This window comes from Shimia sp. R9_3 (assembly GCF_017743755.1).
Classification (GTDB): domain Bacteria; phylum Pseudomonadota; class Alphaproteobacteria; order Rhodobacterales; family Rhodobacteraceae; genus Shimia.
Window position 1 is genome coordinate 43277 of the sequence record NZ_JAGHRP010000001.1, and the last position, 23311, is coordinate 66587.

At 58.4% G+C, this 23311-nt stretch carries 16 protein-coding genes; 6 read left to right on the forward strand and 10 right to left on the reverse strand.

What is annotated here, in order from left to right; translation table 11 throughout:
• Positions 1 to 755 precede the first annotated feature (755 nt).
• From dnaA to gyrB, 4 genes are all read left to right on the forward strand, one after another.
• On the forward strand, positions 756 to 2150 hold the full coding sequence (dnaA, locus tag J7412_RS00190; protein WP_209075912.1) for a chromosomal replication initiator protein DnaA: 1395 nt from the start codon (positions 756 to 758) through the stop codon (positions 2148 to 2150).
• Positions 2151 to 2333: 183 nt separating this feature from the next.
• A complete protein-coding gene (gene dnaN / locus J7412_RS00195) occupies positions 2334 to 3452 on the forward strand; it encodes a DNA polymerase III subunit beta (protein WP_209057553.1) in 1119 nt (372 codons plus the stop codon).
• Between the two features lie 57 nt (positions 3453 to 3509).
• Positions 3510 to 4616, forward strand: coding sequence for a DNA replication/repair protein RecF (gene recF / locus J7412_RS00200; protein WP_209075915.1), 1107 nt, complete (start codon positions 3510 to 3512; stop codon positions 4614 to 4616).
• 94 nt (positions 4617 to 4710) lie between these two features.
• Positions 4711 to 7128 (forward strand): DNA topoisomerase (ATP-hydrolyzing) subunit B, encoded by a 2418-nt coding sequence (gyrB, locus tag J7412_RS00205; RefSeq protein WP_209075917.1) that lies wholly within the window; start codon positions 4711 to 4713, stop codon positions 7126 to 7128.
• A gap of 77 nt (positions 7129 to 7205) precedes the next feature.
• Here the strand turns inward: gyrB and J7412_RS00210 are convergent, their stop codons facing one another.
• From J7412_RS00210 to J7412_RS00220, 3 genes are all read right to left on the reverse strand, one after another.
• Positions 7206 to 8996, reverse strand: coding sequence for a methyl-accepting chemotaxis protein (locus J7412_RS00210; RefSeq protein ID WP_209075919.1), 1791 nt, complete (start codon positions 8994 to 8996; stop codon positions 7206 to 7208).
• 211 nt (positions 8997 to 9207) lie between these two features.
• Complete coding sequence (locus tag J7412_RS00215; protein ID WP_209075921.1) at positions 9208 to 9807, reverse strand: exonuclease domain-containing protein; 600 nt, start codon at positions 9805 to 9807, stop codon at positions 9208 to 9210.
• Complete coding sequence (locus tag J7412_RS00220) at positions 9804 to 10415, reverse strand: TetR/AcrR family transcriptional regulator (RefSeq protein WP_209075922.1); 612 nt, start codon at positions 10413 to 10415, stop codon at positions 9804 to 9806. The genes J7412_RS00215 and J7412_RS00220 overlap by 4 nt, the downstream gene beginning before the upstream one ends.
• A gap of 77 nt (positions 10416 to 10492) precedes the next feature.
• Here J7412_RS00220 and J7412_RS00225 point away from each other — a divergent pair, with 77 nt between their 5' ends.
• Complete coding sequence (locus tag J7412_RS00225; protein WP_209075924.1) at positions 10493 to 11371, forward strand: haloalkane dehalogenase; 879 nt, start codon at positions 10493 to 10495, stop codon at positions 11369 to 11371.
• Positions 11372 to 11442: 71 nt separating this feature from the next.
• Here the strand turns inward: J7412_RS00225 and J7412_RS00230 are convergent, their stop codons facing one another.
• Genes J7412_RS00230 through J7412_RS22070 form a run of 3 tightly spaced genes read right to left on the reverse strand, consistent with a single transcriptional unit; the run spans position 11443 to position 16048 of the window.
• Positions 11443 to 14517, reverse strand: a complete 3075-nt coding sequence (locus J7412_RS00230; protein WP_247743705.1) for an efflux RND transporter permease subunit — start codon at positions 14515 to 14517, stop codon at positions 11443 to 11445.
• 8 nt (positions 14518 to 14525) lie between these two features.
• Entirely contained in the window at positions 14526 to 15581 is a 1056-nt protein-coding gene (locus J7412_RS00235) for an efflux RND transporter periplasmic adaptor subunit (RefSeq protein ID WP_209075927.1), read from the reverse strand.
• Positions 15578 to 16048, reverse strand: coding sequence for a MarR family transcriptional regulator (locus J7412_RS22070; protein ID WP_209075928.1), 471 nt, complete (start codon positions 16046 to 16048; stop codon positions 15578 to 15580). The genes J7412_RS00235 and J7412_RS22070 overlap by 4 nt, the downstream gene beginning before the upstream one ends.
• A gap of 279 nt (positions 16049 to 16327) precedes the next feature.
• Between J7412_RS22070 and J7412_RS00245 the strand changes: the two genes are divergently transcribed.
• Positions 16328 to 18601: an ATP-binding protein gene (locus tag J7412_RS00245; RefSeq protein ID WP_209075930.1), complete on the forward strand. Its 2274-nt coding sequence runs from the start codon at positions 16328 to 16330 to the stop codon at positions 18599 to 18601.
• Between the two features lie 178 nt (positions 18602 to 18779).
• Here J7412_RS00245 and J7412_RS00250 read toward each other — a convergent pair whose 3' ends face one another.
• The 4 genes from J7412_RS00250 to flgK form a co-directional block, all read right to left on the reverse strand.
• Entirely contained in the window at positions 18780 to 19490 is a 711-nt protein-coding gene (locus tag J7412_RS00250) for a porin (RefSeq protein WP_209075933.1), read from the reverse strand.
• A gap of 204 nt (positions 19491 to 19694) precedes the next feature.
• Positions 19695 to 20795: a flagellar basal body P-ring protein FlgI gene (locus tag J7412_RS00255; protein WP_247743706.1), complete on the reverse strand. Its 1101-nt coding sequence runs from the start codon at positions 20793 to 20795 to the stop codon at positions 19695 to 19697.
• A gap of 8 nt (positions 20796 to 20803) precedes the next feature.
• A complete protein-coding gene (locus J7412_RS00260; protein ID WP_209075937.1) occupies positions 20804 to 21817 on the reverse strand; it encodes a flagellin in 1014 nt (337 codons plus the stop codon).
• Position 21818: 1 nt separating this feature from the next.
• On the reverse strand, positions 21819 to 23273 hold the full coding sequence (flgK, locus tag J7412_RS00265; RefSeq protein WP_209075939.1) for a flagellar hook-associated protein FlgK: 1455 nt from the start codon (positions 23271 to 23273) through the stop codon (positions 21819 to 21821).
• Positions 23274 to 23311 lie beyond the last annotated feature (38 nt).

Below are 23311 nucleotides of genomic sequence, written 5' to 3' on the forward strand. Positions count from 1 at the left end.
GAAACAACCCCGCAGAGGGCAGGCAGAGCACGCGAAGGAGAATCGTCGCACCTGTTTCAGGTTGCATTGCCCCTCCTTCAGACCGAACTCAGGGTGAGGGCACGGCAAATCTGACGGGGCAGTATTGTGCGCCATGCATATGATCGATTTCTTGGCGATTCCCTTTTGTGGGCGCCGCAGTGCAGAACCCCTGTGGCTGGCAGGCCACAGCAATCCGGGGTCAACACGCCCCGAAACAAGGGAAAAACACAGCATTTGTGATGCCGCACTGCCGACAACGAAAGTTTGTATAAAATACACGTATTAAGAGAGGGTGAATCCGTGGGCATTTGAGCCAATTTGGAATTTTCATTACCAGACAGTCACTTATCCACCTGTGGATAGATTCTTTTTCTGAATCATCTGAGTCAAGATCGAAGTTCAGTTGCCCGCGTGAGCACCAGCTTGCTAGTTTCTCACAGCGATTCACATCGCCTTGGGGGGGACAGACGCTGACACATTATGGCTTTGCCATGCCAGCCTGCTGATCCGGTTACATCGTAGATGTAACTTTATCAGTTGGCAGGGTGCCTGCTGTTCCAACAAATCTGCGCTTGCGCATTTAGAGAAGCTCAACCGGGGAATAGGGACCCCCGGAACGGTTGAGGTTTGTCTAATTTGTTGCCGTTTTGGCCTCCGGACGACGTGATCTCGGGACAAAACTATGACTGGGCTCAGCCCGGCGCGACGGAACTTTTGAAGGAACACGGGGACAGATGACCGAAGATAAATGGGGCGATATTCAACAAGACCTTCTCAAGACGGTTGGCCAAAACAATTTTAAAACCTGGATCGAGCCCGTCGATCTTGCCGACCTGAACGAGGGTGTCGCCACCTTCCACGTGCCGACCAATTTTATCGGCAACTACGTATCGCAAAACTATGGCGATCTGATCATGCACCAGCTGAACCAAGCGGGCGCAGGCGTTCAACGCATGCAATTTAAAGTTGCAGATCAGCAACCTCGTCGCGCGACTGCGGCGGCGGCCGCGGCACCTGCTGCGACGCCTGCAAGCGGCGCAACCAGCCTGAGTGCGTCCGCGAAGGCCGCAGCGGGCTCTGACACCGAGATGACCGGTGCCCCGTTGGACGCACGCTTCACCTTCGACAGCTTTGTGGTCGGCAAACCAAACGAATTGGCCAATGCCGCAGCGCGCCGTGTGGCCGAGGGTGGCCCGGTGACATTCAACCCGCTGTTCCTCTATGGTGGCGTGGGTCTGGGTAAGACACACTTGATGCACGCAATCGCCTGGGAGTTGCAGGCGCACCGTCCCGATCTCAACGTGCTTTACCTCTCTGCCGAGCAGTTCATGTACCGTTTTGTGCAGGCGCTGCGTGACCGCAAGATGATGGATTTCAAAGAGCTGTTCCGCTCTGTGGATGTTTTGATGGTGGATGACGTCCAGTTCATCGCCGGCAAAGACAGCACGCAGGAAGAGTTCTTCCACACTTTCAACGCGCTGGTGGATCAGAACAAACAGATCATCATCTCGGCCGACCGTGCGCCCGGTGAGATCAAGGATCTGGAAGACCGCATCAAGAGCCGCCTGCAATGTGGCCTCGTGGTTGACCTGCACCCAACCGACTATGAACTGCGCCTCGGCATCCTGCAGAACAAGGTGGACAGCTACCGTCAGCAATATCCTGAGCTGCAGCTCGCGGATGGCGTGCTGGAATTCCTGGCGCATCGCATCTCCACCAACGTGCGCGTGCTGGAAGGCGCGATGACCCGTCTCTTTGCGTTTGCCTCACTGGTTGGTCGCGAGATCACCATGGAGCTGACGCAGGACTGTCTGTCTGACGTGCTGCGCGCCTCTGAGCGCAAGATCTCTGTGGAAGAGATCCAGCGTAAGGTGGCCGAGCACTACAACATCCGCCTGTCTGACATGATCGGCCCCAAGCGTGTACGCACCTTTGCGCGTCCACGTCAGGTGGCGATGTATCTGTGCAAACAGCTGACCTCGCGCTCCCTGCCGGAAATCGGCCGTCGCTTTGGCGGACGGGACCACACCACGGTCATGCATGGCGTGAAGCGGATCGAAGAGCTGCGCAGCTCTGACGGGCAAATCGCAGAAGATCTGGAAATGCTGCGTCGGGCGCTGGAAGCCTAAGCGGCAAACCCGCATCAAACGCCAAATACGTTACCAAAACGCCGCGTCCGCATGGGCTGCGGCGTTTTCATTCCCCCAATACGCTTGACGGCCCTTTCGAAGTGGCCGACAAAACCAACAAAACACTTGTGTCGGCAAGGGATGTCGCTAATTTGCCCTTCCCGGCAATCGGAGGACGATGGGATGAAGATCAGTATCGAACGCGCCGTGCTGCTGAAAGCAGTGTCGCAAGCGCAGTCTGTGGTAGAGCGTCGCAACACGATCCCGATCCTGGCAAACGTTCTGATCGAGGCAGAAGGGGACACGGTTCAGTTCCGTGCAACCGATCTGGACATTGAGGTCGTGGACAAAGCCAACGCCATGGTGGAGCGCGCCGGCGCAACCACAGTGGCCGCAACCACCTTGCATGAGATTGTGCGCAAGCTGCCCGATGGCGCGCTGGTCACGCTGACCGATGACAGCGCCGCTGGCCGCCTGACCGTGGATGCGGGCCGCTCCAACTTCTCGCTGGCGACGCTGCCGCGCGAGGATTTCCCGGTGATGGCTTCCTCAGAATACAGCGCAAACTTCTCCGCCCCCGCTCCGGCGCTGCGGCGGTTGTTTGACAAATCCAAGTTTGCGATCTCCACCGAGGAGACCCGCTATTATCTGAACGGTGTCTATATGCACGTTGCGGATGCAGACGGCGGCAAGGCGCTGCGGGCTGTGGCAACGGACGGTCACCGTCTGGCGCGGATCGACACCGATGTGCCTGCGGGCGCGGCGGATATGCCCGGCGTGATCGTGCCGCGCAAAACCGTGGGCGAGCTGCGCAAGCTGCTGGATGACGATGAGATGGAAATCGCGGTCTCGGTCAGCGAGACCAAAGTGCGCTTTGCCACACCGGATATCACCCTGACCTCCAAGGTGATCGACGGTACCTTCCCCGACTACAGCCGCGTGATCCCGCAGGGCAACACCCGCAAGCTGGAAGTGGATGCTGCTGAGTTTGCCAAGGCGGTGGACCGTGTGGCGACTGTTTCCTCAGAGCGCTCCCGTGCGGTGAAGCTACAGTTGGATGAAGACCGTCTGGTGCTGTCGGTGAACTCGCCAGACAGCGGTGCGGCGGAAGAAGAGCTGGCCGTGGCCTACAATGACGAGCGTCTGGAGATCGGCTTTAACGCGAAATACCTGCTGGAAATCGCCAGCCAGGTGGACCGTGAAAATGCTGTCTTCATGTTCAATTCCGCAGGCGATCCAACCCTGATGCGCGAAGGCAATGACACCTCCGCAGTCTATGTGGTTATGCCGATGCGGGTTTGATCGGCTTGCGTCGATGCCTCTGGCTGAGAGATTTTCGCAGAATAAGAAGCGCAGCAAATGTCTGAGCTTGCTCTAAAATCCCTCAGCCTGTCTCACTTCAGGTCTCACAAAAAAGGCGCTCTTCAGTGTGATGGGCGCCCTGTGGCGCTGTTTGGGCCCAATGGGGCGGGCAAGACCAATATTCTGGAAGCGGTTTCGCTGTTTTCGCCAGGCCGGGGCATTCGCCGGGCCAGCGCCGAAGAGATGACCCGACGCCCGGAGGCGATTGGCTGGAAGATCTCAGGCCTGCTGCAATCGGGCCAGACCGCTTATGAAATCGACATTCGCTCCGAGAACGGCGCCGCGCGGCAGGTGCAGGTGGACGGCAAAGCCGCGCCACAGGTGCAGCTGGGACGGCTCGCGCAGGTGCTGTGGCTGATCCCTTCGATGGACCGGCTGTGGATTGAGGGCGCGGAAGGGCGGCGGCGGTTTCTGGACCGCATGACGCTGAGCTTTTTCCCGGATCATGCAGAGCATTCGCTGGCCTATGAAAAAGCCATGCGGCAGCGCAACCGGCTGCTGAAAGAGCAGCTCAATGATGCCCATTGGTATATGGCCCTTGAAAAGCAGATGGCCGAGAGCGGCGCGCGCATTCACGCCGCCCGTCAGCAAACGGTCGAGAGGTTGAGCCTTGCGCAAGGCCAAGCGGAAACCGCCTTTCCCACGGCCGAGCTGGAACTGATCCAGTCAGAGGGCAGCATGCCGGACAGCCGCGAGGATCTGGCCGAGGCGCTGGCGGAAAGCCGGTTTCGTGACATTGCCGCCGGGCGCTCGCTGGTGGGGCCGCACCGCACCGATATGCTGGGCACCTACCTCAGCAAAGGCGTTCCGGCAAAAGACTGCTCCACGGGCGAACAGAAGGCGCTTCTGGTGTCGCTTATTCTGGCCAATGCGCGGGCGCTGGCCGAAGACCTTGGCGCGCCGCCCCTGCTGCTTCTGGATGAGGTGGCGGCCCACCTTGATCCCAACCGCCGCGCCGCACTTTATGACGAGATTTGCACCCTTGGGGCACAGGCCTGGATGACCGGCACGGAGCGCAGCCTGTTTGACGCTTTGGGCGCGCGTGCGCAGTACTTTGAAGTCACTGACACGGATGGGATTTCCCAGCTTTCCGAGCACGCCTAGCCGACACCGCTTTCGTTGCGGAAAATTTGGCCATTTGCGTGACAACCCCGCCCAAACCCGATATAAATTCGGGAAATCAAAAAGGGCGACATGAATGTCTGATAACGCGCAAAATCCCGAGCAATATGGCGCGGATTCCATCAAAGTTCTCAAGGGTTTGGAAGCGGTCCGCAAACGGCCGGGCATGTATATCGGTGACACCGATGATGGCTCGGGTCTGCACCATATGGTTTACGAGGTTGTCGACAACGGCATTGATGAGGCGCTGGCCAACCACGCAGACCATGTTCGGGTGAAAATTCATGCCGACAGTTCGGTCTCTGTCTATGACAACGGCCGCGGCATTCCGGTGGATATTCACCCCGAAGAAGGCGTCTCTGCGGCCGAGGTGATCATGACCCAGCTGCACGCCGGCGGTAAATTTGACAGCAACTCCTATAAGGTTTCCGGCGGTCTGCACGGCGTGGGGGTTTCGGTTGTGAACGCGCTGTCGGTGTGGCTTGAGCTGCGCATCTGGCGCAACGGCAAGGAGCACTACGCCAAGTTTGAGCACGGCGATTGCACCGAGCACCTGCGCGAAGTGGCGGAATGTGGCGATGAGACCGGCACCGAAGTGCGCTTCATGGCCTCGACCGAGACGTTTTCCAACATCGAGTACTCCTTTGACACGCTGGAAAAGCGCCTGCGCGAGCTGGCCTTCCTGAACTCCGGTGTGCGCATCATTCTGGAAGATGAACGCCCCGCAGAACCGCTGCGCACCGAGCTCTATTACGACGGCGGTGTGAATGAATTTGTCAAATATATCGACCGCCACAAGACGTCACTGATGGAAGCGCCGATCTATGTGAAAGGCGAGAAAGACGACATCGGCGTTGAGGTGGCGATGTGGTGGAACGACAGCTACCACGAGAACGTGCTGCCCTTTACCAACAACATTCCGCAGCGCGATGGCGGCACGCATATTGCGGGCTTCCGTGGCGCGCTGACCCGCACCCTGCAGAAATACGCGCAGGAAAGCGGTGTTGCGAAGAAAGAGAAGATCACCTTCACCGGCGATGATGCGCGGGAGGGTCTGACCTGCGTGCTGTCCGTGAAAGTGCCGGATCCGAAGTTCAGCTCGCAGACCAAAGACAAGCTGGTGAGTTCCGAGGTGCGTCCTGCGGTTGAAGGGCTGATGAACGAGAAGCTGACGGAGTGGTTTGAGGAAAACCCGCAGACCGCGAAGATGATCGTTTCCAAAATCCTTGAGGCGGCCCATGCCCGTGAAGCGGCCCGTAAGGCGCGCGAGCTGACGCGGCGCAAGACGGCGATGGATGTGAACTTCCTTGCCGGTAAGCTCAAGGACTGTGCGGAGAAAGACCCATCGAAGACCGAAGTCTTCCTCGTGGAAGGGGATTCTGCGGGCGGATCTGCGCAAACCGGTCGGGACCGGATGACACAGGCGATCCTGCCGCTGCGCGGTAAGATCCTGAACGTGGAGCGCGCGCGCTTTGACCGGATGCTGAGCTCGCAGGAGATCGGCAACCTTGTGATGGCGCTTGGCACCGGCATTGGGCGCGATGAATTCAACGTCGACAAGCTGCGCTACCACAAGGTGGTGATCATGACCGATGCGGACGTGGACGGTGCGCACATCCGGACGCTGCTGCTGACCTTCTTCTATCGTCAGATGCCGGAGCTGATCGAGAAAGGGCACCTCTATATTGCGCAGCCGCCGCTTTACAAAGTGGCGCGCGGCAAGTCCGAGGTGTACCTGAAAGATCAGGGTGCGCTGGATGACTATCTGGTGAATCAGGGCATTGAAGGCGCGGTACTGAAGCTGGGCAACGGCATGGAAATGACCGGCCAGGATCTGGCACGTGTTGTGACCGAGGCGCGGCAGCTCAAGCAGGTTCTGGACGCCTTCCCAACCCATTACCCGCGTCACATTCTGGAGCAGGCCGCCATTGCAGGCGCTTTTGTGCCGGGCGCGGTGGACAGCGATCTGCAAGGTGTGGCCGATAAAGTGGCCAAACGTCTGGACCTGATCGCGCTGGAGTATGAGCGTGGCTGGACGGGCCGTATCACGCAGGACCACGGTATCCGTCTGGCGCGTATTCTGCGCGGTGTCGAAGAGGTGCGCACGCTGGATGGCCCGATGCTGCGCTCTGGTGAGGCCCGCAAATCCGGCAGCTTCACAGACAGCCTGCAGGAAGTTTACGGCACCCCGGCAACGCTGGTGCGCAAGGACCGCAGCCAGATCATCCACGGCCCTCTCGACCTGCTGAAAGCCATTCTCGCGGAAGGCGAAAAGGGCCTAACACTGCAGCGCTACAAAGGTCTGGGCGAAATGAACCCCGATCAGCTTTGGGAAACCACGCTGGACCCGGATGCCCGCACACTGTTGCAGGTGAAGGTGGAAGATATGGCGGAAGCCGATGACCTCTTCACCAAGCTGATGGGCGATGTGGTGGAGCCACGTCGCGAGTTCATCCAGAAAAACGCGCTGAGCGTGGAAAATTTGGATTTCTAATCAGGTTTTCAGTCACAAAAAAACGCGGGGCCTTGGCTCCGCGTTTTTGTTTGGGTGATTGGAATGACGGCTGCGCCTTAGGCGGCGCGCTCTTCCTCTCGCACCGCAACATGTGCCGCCACAGCGCCGTTTTGTGAGAAGAACGCCACCGCCTCCATCAGGCGCGCCGCGCTTTCAGACAGCTGATCTGAGGCCCAAGCGGTGCCATCCACCAGATCCGCATTCTCGCGGGTCATTGTGTCCAGATCCTGGGCATAGGTGCTGAGTTGGCGCAGGCGTTCGGATTGGGTCTCGTTCATTTCAACGATCTCCACCAAAGTCTGATCCACCGCGTTGTTGGCGGATTGCACGTCGACGATCGAGGTCTTGGCTTCCTCAACCTCAGAGACACCCTCGGCCACTTTTTCCACGTTTGAAGCCACCAGTTCCGCCACCTGAAACGCGGCGTCGCTGGTACGTTGGGAGAGGTTGCGGACCTCTGAGGCCACAATGGCAAAGCCCCTGCCCGCGTCGCCCGCGCGCGCTGCTTCGACCGAGGCGTTCACAGACAACATGTTGGTCTGAAAGGCGATTTCATCAATCAGCGTGATGATGCTCTTGATCTCATTGGTGCCCGCCTCAACACCCGCCATGGCCGCGCTGGCGTGAGACACCACACCCACGGTTTCCTCGGCGCGTTTGTTGGCACGGCGTCCGGTCGCCATGGCATCCTGCGCGGCGGTGACGTTGGCCCCGACGGCGGTGCCGATCCCGCGCATCATATCGGTGCTTTGCTCCACGATCTGGGACTGGTGTTTGGTGCGGTCAGAGAGGTGGCGGGTTTCCTGATCAAGCGTCTTGGCGGTTTGGGCCACATGCTCGGCGGATTGATTGATCACCTGTACCGTTGCACTCATGCGCTCCAAGCTGGCGTTCAGCCCTGCGGCCACTTCGCCAAAGCTGCCAGAGTAATCCCGCTCAATGCGGCCGGACAAATCGCCTTTCGCAAGGCTTTGTGTCACGCTCTGCGCATCGGTCACAAAATCGCTCACCACCGTGCAGAGGTCATTCACGGTTTCGATCAGCGGCGCATTTTCTGAGGCGACCTTTGCGTCGGAAATCTCGATGCGTTTGTCGACTTGGCCTTGCGCAAAGGCGCCCACGACCGATTTGGCCTCCCCGAGCGCAATGTCGGAGCGCGCGACCCGAGCGGTTTCCTGTGCGATGGCCTCCTGTTCGACCTTGCGCGCCGCCGCTTCGCGCAGCTGGAGCCAGACCAGCCCCGCCACCACGACACCCGCTAAGACAAAGCCAATGGTCACGCCTGCGATCAGATCATTGTTCAGATCCGCGCGCACCACATAGGCCCCCATGATGTCGCCCAGCTGCCAATTGCGGGAGGGTACAATCCGGTTGTGGCAATCCACACAGGCCTGAGACTGCGCGACACTTGGGTAGATCGACAGGGAGGACAGACCGCCCTGATCCCAGATCAGGCGCTCCACAATCTCGTGGTTTTGCGTCTCCTGAAAGCCGGTGATCACGCCACGCACATAGGGGTCGTTTTCGATTGTGACCACCTCATGATCGGGCAGTCCGGGCATGGTGATTTCAAAGGCTTCGCTGCCATGTCCGCCGGCGGCGTTGAAGTTCGTCAGGCCTTCCTGACGGAAGCTCGCAGGTGCGGCTGCGCCGTCGCCGCGGTTGGTCACATAGCTTTTGAAGAAGGCCTGAATGACCTCAACCAGCGCGGCCTTTTCGGTGTTTGACTCATGATAGGCGCTGTAAATCGACATGCCTGTGCACAGTACTAGGATCGGAAGGGCGGCAAACACACTGAGCAACACGGTCCGGAAAGGCCCGTGTCGGTGATTGGCATTTTGTTTCATCAACGTCCTCTTTGGCAGGCCGCATCCGCTGTGGCGGCCTTACATTCGCGAATTTCTGGAGGGGGTGTTGGTGAAAAACCTTAAGAATCCGTTCGGCGGAAAAGGGTGTTCAACCCAAGGGTGCGGCGCACCTGATGTTACGATTAGCATCGCGAGAAAGTTCGCCAATTAATTGAGCATATCCCCCAGAAACGCTGCGATGATCCGCAGATCAAAACGCAAAGGAGAGCTGCAGATGGGCGGTTTTGCCGGTGATCTGTTCGATGGTTTTGCCAAGGCGCTGCTCGGCTTGCAGCACCACTTGGGCGGCGGCGCGCGCATCTTCGCCGGCGTCGTGGTGATGGAACTCCAGACCCAAGGCCTCTTTGAGATGGCCAAGCCCGTGCCCGCCATTGCCGCGAAACTCCGGCCAGGCTTTGCGGGCGATTTTCACGCTGTCCGCCCAATGCAATTTGGGTTTGCCAAGGCCTGAGGTGAGGCAGGCGGCGGTGATGGCCTTCTCGTCAAAGCCGCTGTGCTGCACCAGCAGATGGCGTGACAGCGCAGGGGCCATCAGCGGCCAGGCCTGCGCAAAGGTGGGCGCGCCGCGCACGGTGGCGGTACTGATGCCGGTGAGTTCGGTGTTGAAAGGCGCAAAGGGCTCTTCAGGGTCGATGTAGGTGGCGAAGGTCTCAATCGTGCCGTCCATACGCACCCCGGCGAGGCCGATCTGGCTGATGCTGTGGCGGTGGGCATTGGCGGTTTCCACATCCAGCGCAATGAAGCGAAAGAGGCCCTCAAGCATCGGCTGGTCAGGGAGAAAGGCGGTCATGAGGCGGCTCCGTAGAGGCATCGGCGCAGATGCGCGATGAGCTGGTCCGCTGCCTTTTGAAGCTGATCGCGGCGGGGTGCAAGGCGGGCGTAGGACCAAAGCCCCTGCACCGCCGTCATTGTGTAGTGGCCAAGGGCTTCGAGCTCTTCTGTGCTCAGAGGACTGCCCGCCTTGGCATTCTCGCGCGACAGCGCGGCGGTGAACCCAGCGGTGAGCCGGTCGGCATGGGCCAAGAGCTTGGCCTTGATGTCAGCCTCCTCTGCGCTGATCTGCCCCCATGTGCTGCAGACCAGACAACCGGTCACGCCGTCATCTGCCTGCCCTTCCTGCGAGATGGCAGCAGAGAGATAATCGGCAACGGCTTCCAACCCCGCATCCGGTGCCTCTACTGGGCCAAAAAGCGGGGTCACAACATGGGTTTGGTAATGATCCAGCACAGCGGAAAACAAGGCTTCTTTGCCGGAATAGTCACTATACAGAGAGCCGCGGCTGACCCCGGTTTCGCGCACCAGATCCCCCACGGACACCGCCCGATAGCCGCCTTTCCAAAAGGCCATCATCGCGTTGGTCAGCAGGTCTTGGCGGGTCTGGGACTGTGGTCTTGGCATTAGAACTCTTGTTTTGGAACGATCATTCCATTACGCTAATTCTGTTTCTCAAACAAGGATCAACAGGGGAGAGGCCCATGTCTACAGCGTTCCGCGAGAAAAAGAAATTTGCCACGGTGCATGGCAAACAGATGGCCTATATCAAGGAAGGCGAAGGGGATCCGATTGTCTTTCTGCATGGCAATCCGACCTCGTCTTATCTCTGGCGCAATGTGATGCCGCATCTGGCTGGCAAGGGGCGGCTGATCGCGCCCGATCTGATTGGTATGGGCGATTCCGACAAGCTCGATGACAGCGGGCCGGAGCGCTACACTTTTGTGGAGCATCGTCGCTATCTTTACGCGCTGCTGGAAACGCTGGGGGTGACGAAGAATGTCACGCTGGTGATCCATGACTGGGGCTCCGCCCTTGGGTTTCACTGGGCGCATAGCAATCCCGAGAAGGTCAAAGGCATCGCCTTTATGGAGGGCATCGTGGCCCCTGTGCCAAGCTGGGACAGCTTCCCTGCGGCGGCGCGCCCGATCTTTGAGGCGATGCGCTCTCCGGCAGGGGAAGAGATGATCCTTGAGCACAACACCTTTGTGGAAGCGATCCTGCCCGGCTCCATCCTGCGCGATCTGAGCGAGGAAGAGATGGCCGAGTACCGCCGCCCCTTTGCCAATGCCGGAGAAGATCGTCGCCCGACGCTGACATGGCCGCGCCAGATCCCGATCGCGGGCACACCGGCTGATGTAACCGAAATTGTGGCAGCCTATTCCGCATGGCTCAAGGAAAGTGATCTGCCCAAGCTTTTTGTGAACGCTGAGCCCGGTGCGCTGATCGCTGGGCCGGTGCGGGATTATGTGCGCAGTTTTCCGAACCTCAGCGAAGTCACCGTAGCAGGCAGCCATTTCATTCAGGAAGACAGCCCGGATGAGATCGGCACCGCCATCAAAGACTGGCACGCCACGCTCTGATCGCTGCCGCGCGCACACAAAAAAGCCGCCCCAGAGACCGGGGCGGCTTTTCTTTTTGGTATCTGGCCAATTTAGGCAGGCACGGCCGCGCCGGAGGCTTTGGCCGCGGCCATCTCACGCCGTTCATCGCCGCGGAAGAACACCAGATAGAACACCGGTGCTGCGATCAGCGTGAGGATGGTGGCAAAGGCCAGACCACCCATGATGGTGATCGCCATCGACACAAAGAAAGCGTCAGACAAGAGCGGTGCCATACCAAGGATGGTGGTGACCGCCGCGAGCATCACCGGACGCAGACGCGACACGCTGGCCTTCACGATGGCTTCGCGCAGGGGCAGGCCCTCTTCGCGCACAAAGTCGATCTCTTCCACCAGCACGATGCCGTTTTTGATCAGCATGCCGGAAAGGCTCAACAGACCCAGAAGCGCTGTGAAGGTGAAGGGCATGTTGGTGCCCAAGAGGCCCAGCGCCACACCGTTCACCGACATTGGCACCAGTAGCCAGATGATGATCGGCTGACGGATCGCGTTGAACAGAAGCACAGAGATCAGCACCATGATAAGCAGGCTGAGCGGGAGCTGCGCCGCAAGACTTTCCTGCGCTTCAGAGGAGTTCTCAAGCTCGCCGCCCCATTCCATCGTGTAGCCCACCGGGATCGGCATGGCCTCGATTGCGGCGGTGACTTCGGCCTGCACCTGTGCCGCTGTGAGATCGGGTGGAATATCCGCCCCAACGGTGATGGTGGGCAGCCGGTCGCGACGGTGCAGCAGGGTGTTCTGCGTCTCGTGCACAAAGCCGTCCACCATCTGCTCAACCGGCAGGAAGGCATTGGTGGTTGGCGAGTAGACCAGCTGATCCATCAGGCCAAAATCGCCTTCTGCCGGACGGCGCAGGATGATCGGGATTAGTCGCTCGTTCTCGCGGAAGACGCCGGTGGAGATCCCATCGGTGGAGAACTGTAGCATGCCTGCCAGATCTTCGCGGTTCACACCGGCGGTCTGGGCACGTTCTGTTGCGTAAAGCGGCTTGATCACCACCTCCTGCTCGCGCCAGTTGGTGCGCACGCTGAGGATATTGTCAGAGGCGTCTTTCAGAACCTGCTCAGCCTGAGTGGCCAGCGCGCGCAGCACTTTGGGGTCGCTGCCTGAGAAGCGCACCTGAATGGGGTCGCCACCGCCCGGACCAAAGATCAGGCGTTTGGTGCGGAATTCCCCCTCCGGCAGATGCGCGGCGGCAAAGGCCTCCAGATCCGCTTGCAGCGGCGGGATGGCCTCAAGGTCAGCTGTACGCACGATCAAATGCCCATAGCTTGGGTTTGACGGTTCAGACTCATAGGTCAGCAGGAAGCGGGTCGCGCCCTGCCCGACCACAGTGGTAAAGCTCTCCACATCGTCGCGCTCAGAGAGCCAATCTTCCACCTGCTTCATATGGTCAGAGGTGGTGCTGATCGGCGAGCCTTGCGGCAGCTTGTAGTGCACAAAGAAGAGTGGCGTGTTGCTGTCCGGGAAGAACTGCTGTTTGACCAAGCCAAAGCCCGCATAACAGGCCACAGTTACTGCCAGCAGACCGGGGATCACGAGCCAGCGCAGCTTCAGCGCCAAGCGCAGAGACCAGCCGTAGATGCGGAAAATGAAACCGCCATAGGCGTCTTCGCCACCCTCTTTCCCCTGTTTGAACAGATAGTGCCCCAGCATCGGTGTGACGGTCAGCGCCAGTAGCCAGCTCAGCAGCAGCGAAATGCCGATCACCGCAAAGAGCGAGAACAGGAATTCGCCGGTGGCGTCCGGGCTGAGACCAATACCCGCAAAGGCCATGATGCCGATGATCGTGGCGCCCAGCAGCGGGATCTGGGTTTTACCGGAGGCTTCGTCTGCGGCGTCGCGGGAGTTTTTGCCCCGCAGCATTGCAATCTGCATGCCTTCGGCCACCACAATGGCGTTGTCCACGAGCATGCCCATGGCAATGATCAGTGCGCCGAGCGAAATTCGCTCCATCTCGATGGAGAACATGCCCATGAAGAGGAAGGTGCCGACAACCGTCAAAAACAGGGTGACGCCCACCACAACCGCGGCGCGCCAGCCCATGAAGACCGCAAGCACTAGGACCACGATGGCCACAGACATGGCAAGGCTGATCAGGAAGTCGTTAGAGGCTTTGTCCACCACCAGATGCTGTTGATAGATCGGGTGCAACTGCACACCGGCGGGGATGTCTCCTGCCATCTCGGCCAGTTTGGCATCCACGCGGTTGCCCACTTCGACGATGTTTTCGGTCGCGATCCCGGCCACACCCAGCGTGAAAGCCTCTTCGCCGTCAAAGCGGATCACAACACTTGGGTCGGTCACGCGGTCGCGTGACACGCGTGCCATATCCACGAGGTTCACCACGTGGCCGCTTTGGCCCAGCGACAGACCCGCGATCGAATTCACCGTGTCAGAGCCGTCAGGGCGGATGATCCGTGTTTTAGAGGTGTCCGTGGTCACCGAACCCGCAGCAGTAACCGCATCGGAGTTTGCGATGGCGTTGGAGATGGCGGCCAGCGAAATGTTCTGGTTCACAGAGAGCGCCAGATCCGGCTCCACAAAGATGGCCTCTTCGGGCAGACCCAGAATTTCCACATCGGCCACGCCATCAACTGTCAGAAGCTCGCGCCGCAAGAAGGTGGAGAGGTCGTGTTTCTCAGCGTCGGTGTAGCCTTCGGCTGTGACCGCAAAGAAGATACCAAACACATCGCCAAAGGTGTCGTTCACCAGAGGCTCGCTGACGCCGGAGGGCAGACCACGCGATGCATCACGAATGCGCGCCCGCAGTCGTGTCCAGATGTGTTTCAGGTCTTCGCCGCCGTAGGTCGATTTGATGTGCACATCAATCCGTGAGGACCCCGGCTGGTTGGTGGAGGTGATATAGTCGATCTCCTCCATCTTCTGAATTGCGGATTCCAGCGGTTCAGAGACTTCCTCGGCCACCTGTTCGGCTGTGGCCCCCGGATAGGAGGTGATCACCACCGCCTGTTTGATGGTGAAGGCCGGATCTTCCAGACGTCCGAGATTGAGGAAGGCCACAGCCCCCCCAAAGAGGAAAATCAGGATGATCATCCATGTGTAAATCGGGCGGTCAATCGAGCCGCGTGCAATATTGGGCATCATGGCGGACCTCAGTTCCCAAAGCCGACAAAGCGGCGCACGGATTGGCCATCCTCAAGGCCGGAGCCACCGGTGAGCACAACTTCATCGCCGTCTTTGAGGCCAGAGGTGACGCGCAACATACCGTTTTCCGCCGGAGTGGTCTCGATTGGGGTCCAGGTGACTGCACCTTCCGAGGCGCCCACAGGATCAAAGCGCATCACGCCGATCTCGCCAGCTTCGTTGATGACGATTGCGGTGGCTGGCACAAGAATGCCGGCAAAGGGCTCGGTGGCTTCCACGTGGACCGTGACCGAGGAGCCCGGCAAAATTGTGCGACCCTCTGGGTGCGCCATGCCAAAATTGATGCGGAAGGTCTGACCGATGTCGGAGGTCTCCGCGTCGTATTCGCGGATTTCGAGCGGGTGTTCCACGTCGCTGCCCGGGAATTTGGCGGTGATCACCACGTTTTCCTCTTCGCCGGCGCGCTGGAACAGGATTTCGGGCACATCGACCTCAATGCGCAGCTCGCTCAGATCGTGGATACGCACCACTGGGGTGCCGCTGGAGACGGTGGTGAAGAGCTCGACGTTGCGGCTTGAAATCAGCGCATCAAAAGGCGCGGGCAAGGTGGCGTGTTTGAGGGACCATTCGGCGTTGCGCACCGCGATCGCCGCAAGCCCGGCCTGTGTTTCGGCGTCATCCAGCGCCACCTGGCTGACCGTGTTGCCACGCAGCTTTTTCAGACGGTTCACCGTGCGGTCGGCCTGTTCTTTCTGCAGCCGCGCTTGATCGAGGTTCAGCTCGAAGATTTCCAGATCAAGCCGGGCAATCATCTCGCCCTTTTTGATGTTGAAGCCTTCGGTCACCGGGAATTCGACAATCTGTCCGCCCACCTGAAAGGCTAGATCCACACTTTGACGCGCTTTCACACGGCCAAAGAACTGCCGCTCAAAGGCCACGGGAGCTTCGGTCACCTGCAACAGTTTGACCGGTTTGATTGCGGCATCCTCTTGCGCCACAGAAGCGCCAGCGCTTCCCAATGACAGCGCCATCACCAACGCCGAAAAAAGTCCTGCACGTTTCATTCGTCTCTGTCCTTCATCAATCCCGCCTTCACGGCTCCGGGCATGGATTTGATTGCCAATGCGGCAAAAGTCTTAATTTCCTCTGGAGTCATGTCGGAAATCTCCCGAAAGCTGTTCACAACCAGCGCCATCAACGCCTCTCGCGCAGCCCTTCCTGCTTCGGTCAATTCCAAGAGCATCGCCCGCCGATCCTGCGGATCCGGAATGCGTCGCACAAAGCCGCAATTTTCCAGCACATCCGCCGCAGGGGTCACTGCGGATGGCACACAGAAAATGTCCTCTGCGAGCGCCCCCATACGTTTGGGACGGTCCAGAAAGACCAGGATTTTCCGTTCCATCTTAGCCAATGGCGGGGAGACGTTGATGTGCATCATCTCCGCCTCAATCTGATTGGCCAGTGCAAACACACCAAGCATCGCCCGTATCTCAGCGGGCAGATCGGTGTTTGCAAACATCTCTTCGGTCACGCGCGAATCCTCAAGATACTTCACTTCCAGAAATATCCATTTAGCGAACCAAAAATTAGCTGCAAGTGCCACCGCCGCAAAAATGTATCCGAGAAGAGGAAAATTCATGAGGTGCTCAAATCTGAAGCGTTCCGACGCCACATCTGCTGCCACCACCACAGCTTGACGCAAGGTCACCTCACTAGACCCAACGAATTTGGCCGATAATGTCTAGTGCAAAATCATTGGTTAACTGGTCCACATTACGGTCTGCATGAAACAGCCAGACACCACGCTTCTATGACCGCGCATTTTCCTATCGATTCCCAAGAGCCACTGCACACAGACGACCGGCTGCGTGGTCGACTGACACAATATGCGGGTGAGCGTCTTGCCACATTGAAGCGCCGGGCTGTGATCTATTTCTTCGGCTGTATCTTCATGATGTGGGCCACAACCCCACTTGTCGGTCTTGGTTTGACGCTGGTCATATTGTCAGGCGAACTGGTGGACTGCCTCTGCCTCTTGAGGCTCAGGCGGCGGCTTGAACAGGGCGCAAGCTACAAGGCACTCCATCGGCTTGCGACCGTTGGCGGGCTGACTCAATGCCTGGCAATCACCGCTGCTGTCACGATCTATGTCTTCTCCTGGGGGCAGGATGGTACAATCCTAGGGGTGGCCGCGGTTTTGGGTATGGGAGCGATCAATGCGACGCTTATCCTGCCGACCAATCCAAAGATTGCGATCACCAAGCTAACGGTGTTTGGCATCACACCAATCTTGTTGTTTCTGGTGCAGATTTTTGTGTTCCGCGCGCCAAATGCTGCGGCACATCTTGATGCACACAGCATGATGGCGCTGATGTGCATGGCCTACATGTGCTATTCTTTTTCGCGCGCCTCCTATGACAATGCGGAGAAGACAGAGCACCTGAGTAAGCGGGAGCGGGACCTCTTTACCGCCAACGCCAAGCTCAGAGCCCATCAGGATGAGCTGCTCAAACTCTCGATGGTGGCGCGCCGCACCAATGACACTGTCGTCCTGATGTCCTCTGATCGCACAGTGGAATGGGTCAATGAGGCCTTTACCAAGCTCAATGGCATCCCGGCTGAGGAGGCCATCGGCCGCAATATCTACGATCTGATCCGGATCGCTGGCGGCAAACCTGATGATTTTCTGGATATCGCCAAAGCCACGCAGGGCGGCGATCCCTTGCGCACAGAAATCCACAACACTTTGCCCGATGGCAGCCCGCTCTGGGTCGATTTTCAGCTGCTGCCAGTAAAAAACGATGAGGGCAAAATAGATTTTCTGGTGACCATTGCGCGCGACATCACAGCGGTCAAAGAACACAGCGAGACCATGCGCATCGCGCGGGAGGCCGCAGAGGATGCGGCCAATGCCAAATCGCGTTTTCTGGCCAATATGAGCCATGAAATCCGCACCCCTCTGACCGGCATCATCGGGATGGCGGATCTCTTGGCGGACACGGAGCAAACGGAGGATCAAGAGGTCTTCACCCAAACGATCCTCAGCTCCTCTCGCAGCCTGCTGACCATCATCAATGACATTCTGGACCTCTCCAAGCTGGAGGCGGGCAAACTGAGCCTGTCGGAAACCACATTTGAGCTGCGCCCCTGTTTTGAGGAGGTCGCCCGTCTTTTGACCCCAGCGGCGCAAGAAAAAGACATCGCGCTATCGCTGGACATTGAAGGTGCGGTTCCCGCGCAAGTGATCTCCGATGATGTGCGCATTCGTCAGATCGCGACCAATATCATCGGCAATGCCACCAAGTTCACGGAACAGGGACAGGTGGATGTGAAGGTCTGGACAGAATGGTCCGAGGGCGCGTCTGATCCGCAAAAGGCGATGTTGCATTTTGTGGTGAAAGACACCGGCATCGGCATCCCGGAGAAGAAGCTTCAAAGCATCTTTGAAGAGTTTTCGCAGGCAGAAAGCTCCACCACGCGCCGCTTTGGCGGCACAGGTCTTGGCCTCGCCATATGCCGCAGACTGACCACGGAGATGGGCGGTGAGATTGCTCTGCAATCAACCCTTGGCGCCGGGACCACAGTGCATGTGACCCTGCCCGTCACGATTCCTGCTCAGGACAATGACACATCCCCCGCCCCGATTGCACCCCTCAAATATGACGCAATAGACCTCGCGGGTTTGAGAATTCTGGTGGCCGAGGACAACAAAACCAACCGGCTGCTGATCCGCAAATATCTGGAACCTCTTCCGATCACGCTGCATTTCGCTGAAAATGGCTATGCCGCGGTCGAAGCAACGCTGCAGCATGCGCCGGATTTGATTTTCATGGATATGTCGATGCCTGTCATGAGCGGTATTGAGGCCACCGAAGCCATTCGCGGTGCTGATGTGAAACAGCCCAGCATTGTGGCGCTCACTGCCAATGTCTTTGACAGTGAACAAGAGGCCTGTCTTGCAGCCGGAATGAATGATTTCCTGACCAAACCAATCCGCCGAAATGAGCTTGTGGACTGTATCCAGCGCCATGTGGGCCATCGCAATGTGCCGGGCTCTGCTGTGCGCTCGGCGCTTGACGCCTAGTCCTACCTGCTTATGGCAGTTTGCGTTTGGCTTGAATCGCTTGTTCGCTGCCTCACCCATTCGGTCGAACGTGAAAAGCGATCCACTTGCCTCATATAAAACACAAACTGCTTTAAAGGCACAAAAAAGACCGCACCCATCAGATGCGGCCTTTCGACATTGTCTCTGAAAGGTAAGATCAGAGGCCCGGGAACACGTTGAGCAAGCCGCGCTTGCCAAAGGTGGTGCCGCGGTTTGGACCGAAGTTGTATTCGATGCCCAGACCAAAGAAACCTTCGGAATCTCCGTCACCGTCAAGCAGGCCCAGATCGGCGGTCAGAGTGGTGTTTTCAATCAGGTTGTAGCGCACCCCAAAGGTGAAGAGGTTTGCATCCGCTGCCGCGTTCAGGCCGCCAACGTCCACGTAGTCATACGCAGCGGTCAACACCAGCGTCTCGCTGACATCCCAGCCGCCCATGACGCCCAGAAGGGTCAGGTCCACATTGTCTTCGTTGTCTTTCTGAAAATAGGCCTCAGCATAGCCCAGATCATAGTCATAGTGGCCTTCGATACCGAAAGACTGGATGTCGTTGTTGACGTCGGCGCGTTCATAGTAAACACCCAGAGCCAGTTGCTCATTGGCGTTGAAGATACCGTGCAGAGCAACTGTGTTGCCGCTTTCGCTGAGCAGGCTGAAATCATGGCGCGCCAGATCCAACTGGACCCCAAAGCGCTGGGAGAACGCAAATTCCGCAGAGCCATCAAGGGTCGAGGTGGCCACCGACTCGTTGTTGACTTCGTCAAAGGAGCTGGAATAGCTCAGGCCGATTTCTGCGCCTTTGAATTCGAATGCCTGTGCGGTGCCCGCGAGAGTGCTCAAACCAACAATAAGAGACAGAGCTGTTTTCATTTTTGTTCTCCAGAATAGTCACAATGCAGCCAGGAGCTGCGTGCGCCCGCATCCAGAATCCCACTATGATAGTAAAATAGACTTCAAATTCAGCCAAAACGGGTTGCATAAATGAAACACACCGACCCTAAGGCGCTGATTTAAATAAAAGAACGGCGCCCGAAGTTGGACGCCGTCGCTTCTTTTCCGCCAATATCGGCCACTTTACCGCACGATGAACTCCGCATGAAGCGCGCCGGCGGCTTTGATGCTCTTGAGAATGTCGATCATGTCGCGGGGCGCAACACCCAGCGCATTAAGACCGGCAATCACTTCGCTCAGAGAGGTCGTGGTTGGCACTTCGGCGAGGCCAATGCCCGGTTCTTCTTCGATCGCGGCTTCCGTGCGTGGGACCACCACGGTTTGCCCATCGGCAAAGGGGTTGGGTTGCACAACCAGCGGCTCTTCGGTGACACGCAATGTGAGGCCACCCTGAGAAACGGCCACGCGGGAAATCCGCACGTCTTCGCCCATCACAATGGTGCCGGAGCGCTGATCCACCACCACACGTGCCTTGCGTTCAGGCTGCACCAACAGATTCTCGATCTGGCTGAGTGCATGGGCCGGGGAAATTTGGTTGGTGCGGTTGATGTCCACTTGTACGGTGCCTGAGTCCAGCATCAAAGCGACCCGGCCTCCGTAGTTGCGGTTGATGGCCTGCTCGATGCGGCCAGCAGTTGTAAAATCCGGCTCCCGCAACGCCAGACGCATATTGGTCAGCGATGAGAAATCGAAGTCGATCTCTCTTTCTACGCGGGCGCCGGATGGGATCACACCCGACGTTGGCACGCCCTTGACGACGCCACCGGCGTCCCCTTCGGCTGCCACGCCCCCTGCGATCACCGTGCCCTGCGCGACTGCGTAGATCTCACCATCCGCGGCGTTCAATGGTGTCATCACCAAGGTTCCGCCCAATAGGCTGCTGGCATCGCCAATAGCCGAAATGGTCACATCCACCGTGCCGCCTGCACGGGCAAAGGGTGGCAGGGTCGCTGTTACGAAAACCGCTGCCACGTTCTTAGGCCGCATCTGTTCGCCGGTGATGTTCACACCAAGGCGCTCCAGAATATTGGTCATTATTTCCTCGGTGAAGGGCGCGTTTCGCAGCCCGTCCCCGGTTCCGTTCAGGCCGACCACAAGACCGTAGCCAACCAGATCATTGCCCCGTACACCGTCAAATTCTACCAGATCTTTGATCCGGATCGGCGCTGCTGTTGCCATCATTGGCATCAGTACGAGGAGCATCAGCATTCTTGCTAAGCTCATGAATTGTTTCATCGTATGTAATTCGCCAGTGTCAGTTGGGAAAGACGGGCCGTGATAGTGTACACCAATTCTAGTTGTACCTGAACCGCCTGAAGTTGGCCGGCAACCTCGGTGGAGTCTGCCGACAGAAGATCACTTTGTGTCATCAGAAGCGCGCTGCGCTGTGCCGAGTTGTTGGTCTGCGCGTTTTCGATGCGCTCCTGATTGAAACCCAGATCTGCACGCACCTCGACCAATTTGTCCTGATTGCCCAACAGGCGTTCACCAACCGTCCGCATCAACTGCTTCTTCTCTGACAGATCCAAGTTCAGTGCCGGATCATCCGCCAGCGCGGCCAGCGCGGTGTCACGCATCGCCTGACGCAGGGCACTATTGTCTGCGCGAATTTCGTAATCCGCCGTTTCCGTTTCATTCAAGCGGAAAGCTGTCAGGTTGTTGGTGGCACCAACATAGGCATTGGTTTCAAATCCACCGCCGGCTGCCATAAAATAGTTATCTACTGCAGCAACAATATCAGTCACACTGACGGCGCCAGCCGCAGTGATTGCTGCGGAAATTTGCGTCATCATATCATCGGCAGACACCAAAGCCGCGCCATCTGTGGCTGTACCGGCGAACAGTGCCCGATCCCCGGCGCTGCCGTTCAGCGCGCTGACAATGGCGTCAAAATCGTTGCGGGCATTTTTGGCCACACTGTCAACTGAGGCTGTCAGGCCAGAGCTGCTGGCCGACAACACGTCGTTGCCAAGACCGCCTGCCGTGTTTTGGATCAGCTCCAGCGATGCCTGCGCCACTTCGGTAAAGACTTTTGCGTCATTGGCGGCGACCTCAAACCCTTCAAGCAGAGTGATCTGGCGCTCAACACCGGCCAGCATGTTGAAATCGCCTTTCAGCGAAGCGGCCACATCTGATTTGCGCCCGGACGCCAGTTCCTGTGCCAGACGGTCAAGATCGTTTTTGACCGCTGATGTGCGGCGCGACATCATCATCTGCTGCGCCATGTCTCCGATAGAAGTGATCATTTTACAACCTCAGCAATGCGTCTAACATTTCATCAGCGGCCTGAATGAGGCGCGCGTTGGCCGCGTAGGCCTGCTCCACCAGCATCAAGCGCTGCAGTTCCTGGTCGGTGTCCACACCGTCCAGCAGTTCCATATCTTCCAGACTGGCCAATTGGGCCGAAGCAAAGACGACTTCCTGATCGCTCTGCACGCGGGCGCTGGACACGTTGGAGAGAAACTTCCCGCTCAACTCAGTCATGGACACGTTTTTCGGGCCAAAACTGCCAGATACCGGAGCCAGGGATTCCCGCATGGCATCAAGCAGGCGGTTGAGCTGAGTGGCGTCACCGGCATCACCGGGGGCTGCCGCACCCAGACCGTCACGCAAACGCCAGGTTTCTCCGGTGCCGTCGATATCAACCAGATCGTTGAGCTCCAGACGGCCGGACAGACCAACCTCGTTTGCCGTGTTGAAGGCAAGACCTGCGTCCGTAAAGATCCCTGCGTCACCGGCAGCCTGTGTCGGATCGGTGGTTGTGTTCTGAAAACGCTCCACAAGGCTGCGGGCGGCGGCATCCAGATCGGACTGTGCGGAAACAGCCAGTTCATCGCGGATGGCAAACTGCGCCCCAATCGCACCGCCCGACAAAGCCCCTTTCTGGGAGTCGATGCGCATGGCATAGCCGTTGATGGTGATGCCACCCAGCATGCCATTGGCTGCGGTCATATGCGCCTCAATGGTGCCGACCTCGTTGAATTCAATCTCTGCGGCTTTGCCATCCAACAGCACAGCGCCGTTGGTGGTGTAAAGCGCCACGCCACCGCGATCACGGGGCACTGCGCGAATTGGGACCAGCTCACCGATGCGATCGACCAGCTGATGACGGGCATCTTCCAGACCAGCGGTTTCCTGACCCTGGTTGATCGCCAGAGAAATCTTACGGTTGAACTCTTCGGTCTGCTCCAAAAGCCCGCTGAGCTCATCCACCATGCGGCCAATTTTTGTATCGGCTTCAGAACGCAGGCCCTGAATGGTGTCAGAGGCATCATTAAACGCATCTGCGATGCGCGCCGCATCTTGTGACACATTGGCAAGGCGCACGTCACTGTCTGGTGCGCCGGTTGCCGTGGCAAGCGTGCTTTCAAAGCTCGCCATTAGCCCCGAAAGGCTGTCTGCCTGATCCGGAGTGCCGACCGCGCTTTCAAGGCGGGTGTAAAACGCATTGGTGCCGGTGGCCAGCTCATTGCCCGCATCCGCCAGACGGCGTTCTGAAATGGTCACTGGGTTCACGTGGCGGGTGATACCGTTCAGTTTCACCCCACCAGAGTAGCCATACTCGGAGGCTGACTGGCTCAATGTGCGACGACCGTATCCTTCGGTCGACGCATTGGCAATGTTGGAAGACAGAACTTCCGCGCTGCGCGCCGAGGCGGTCAGACCGCTCAAAGCATTGGACAGAGCGCTTGAAATACTCATGACTTATCCTTTCTGGCCTAAGGTGGCCCCGGCGCGGT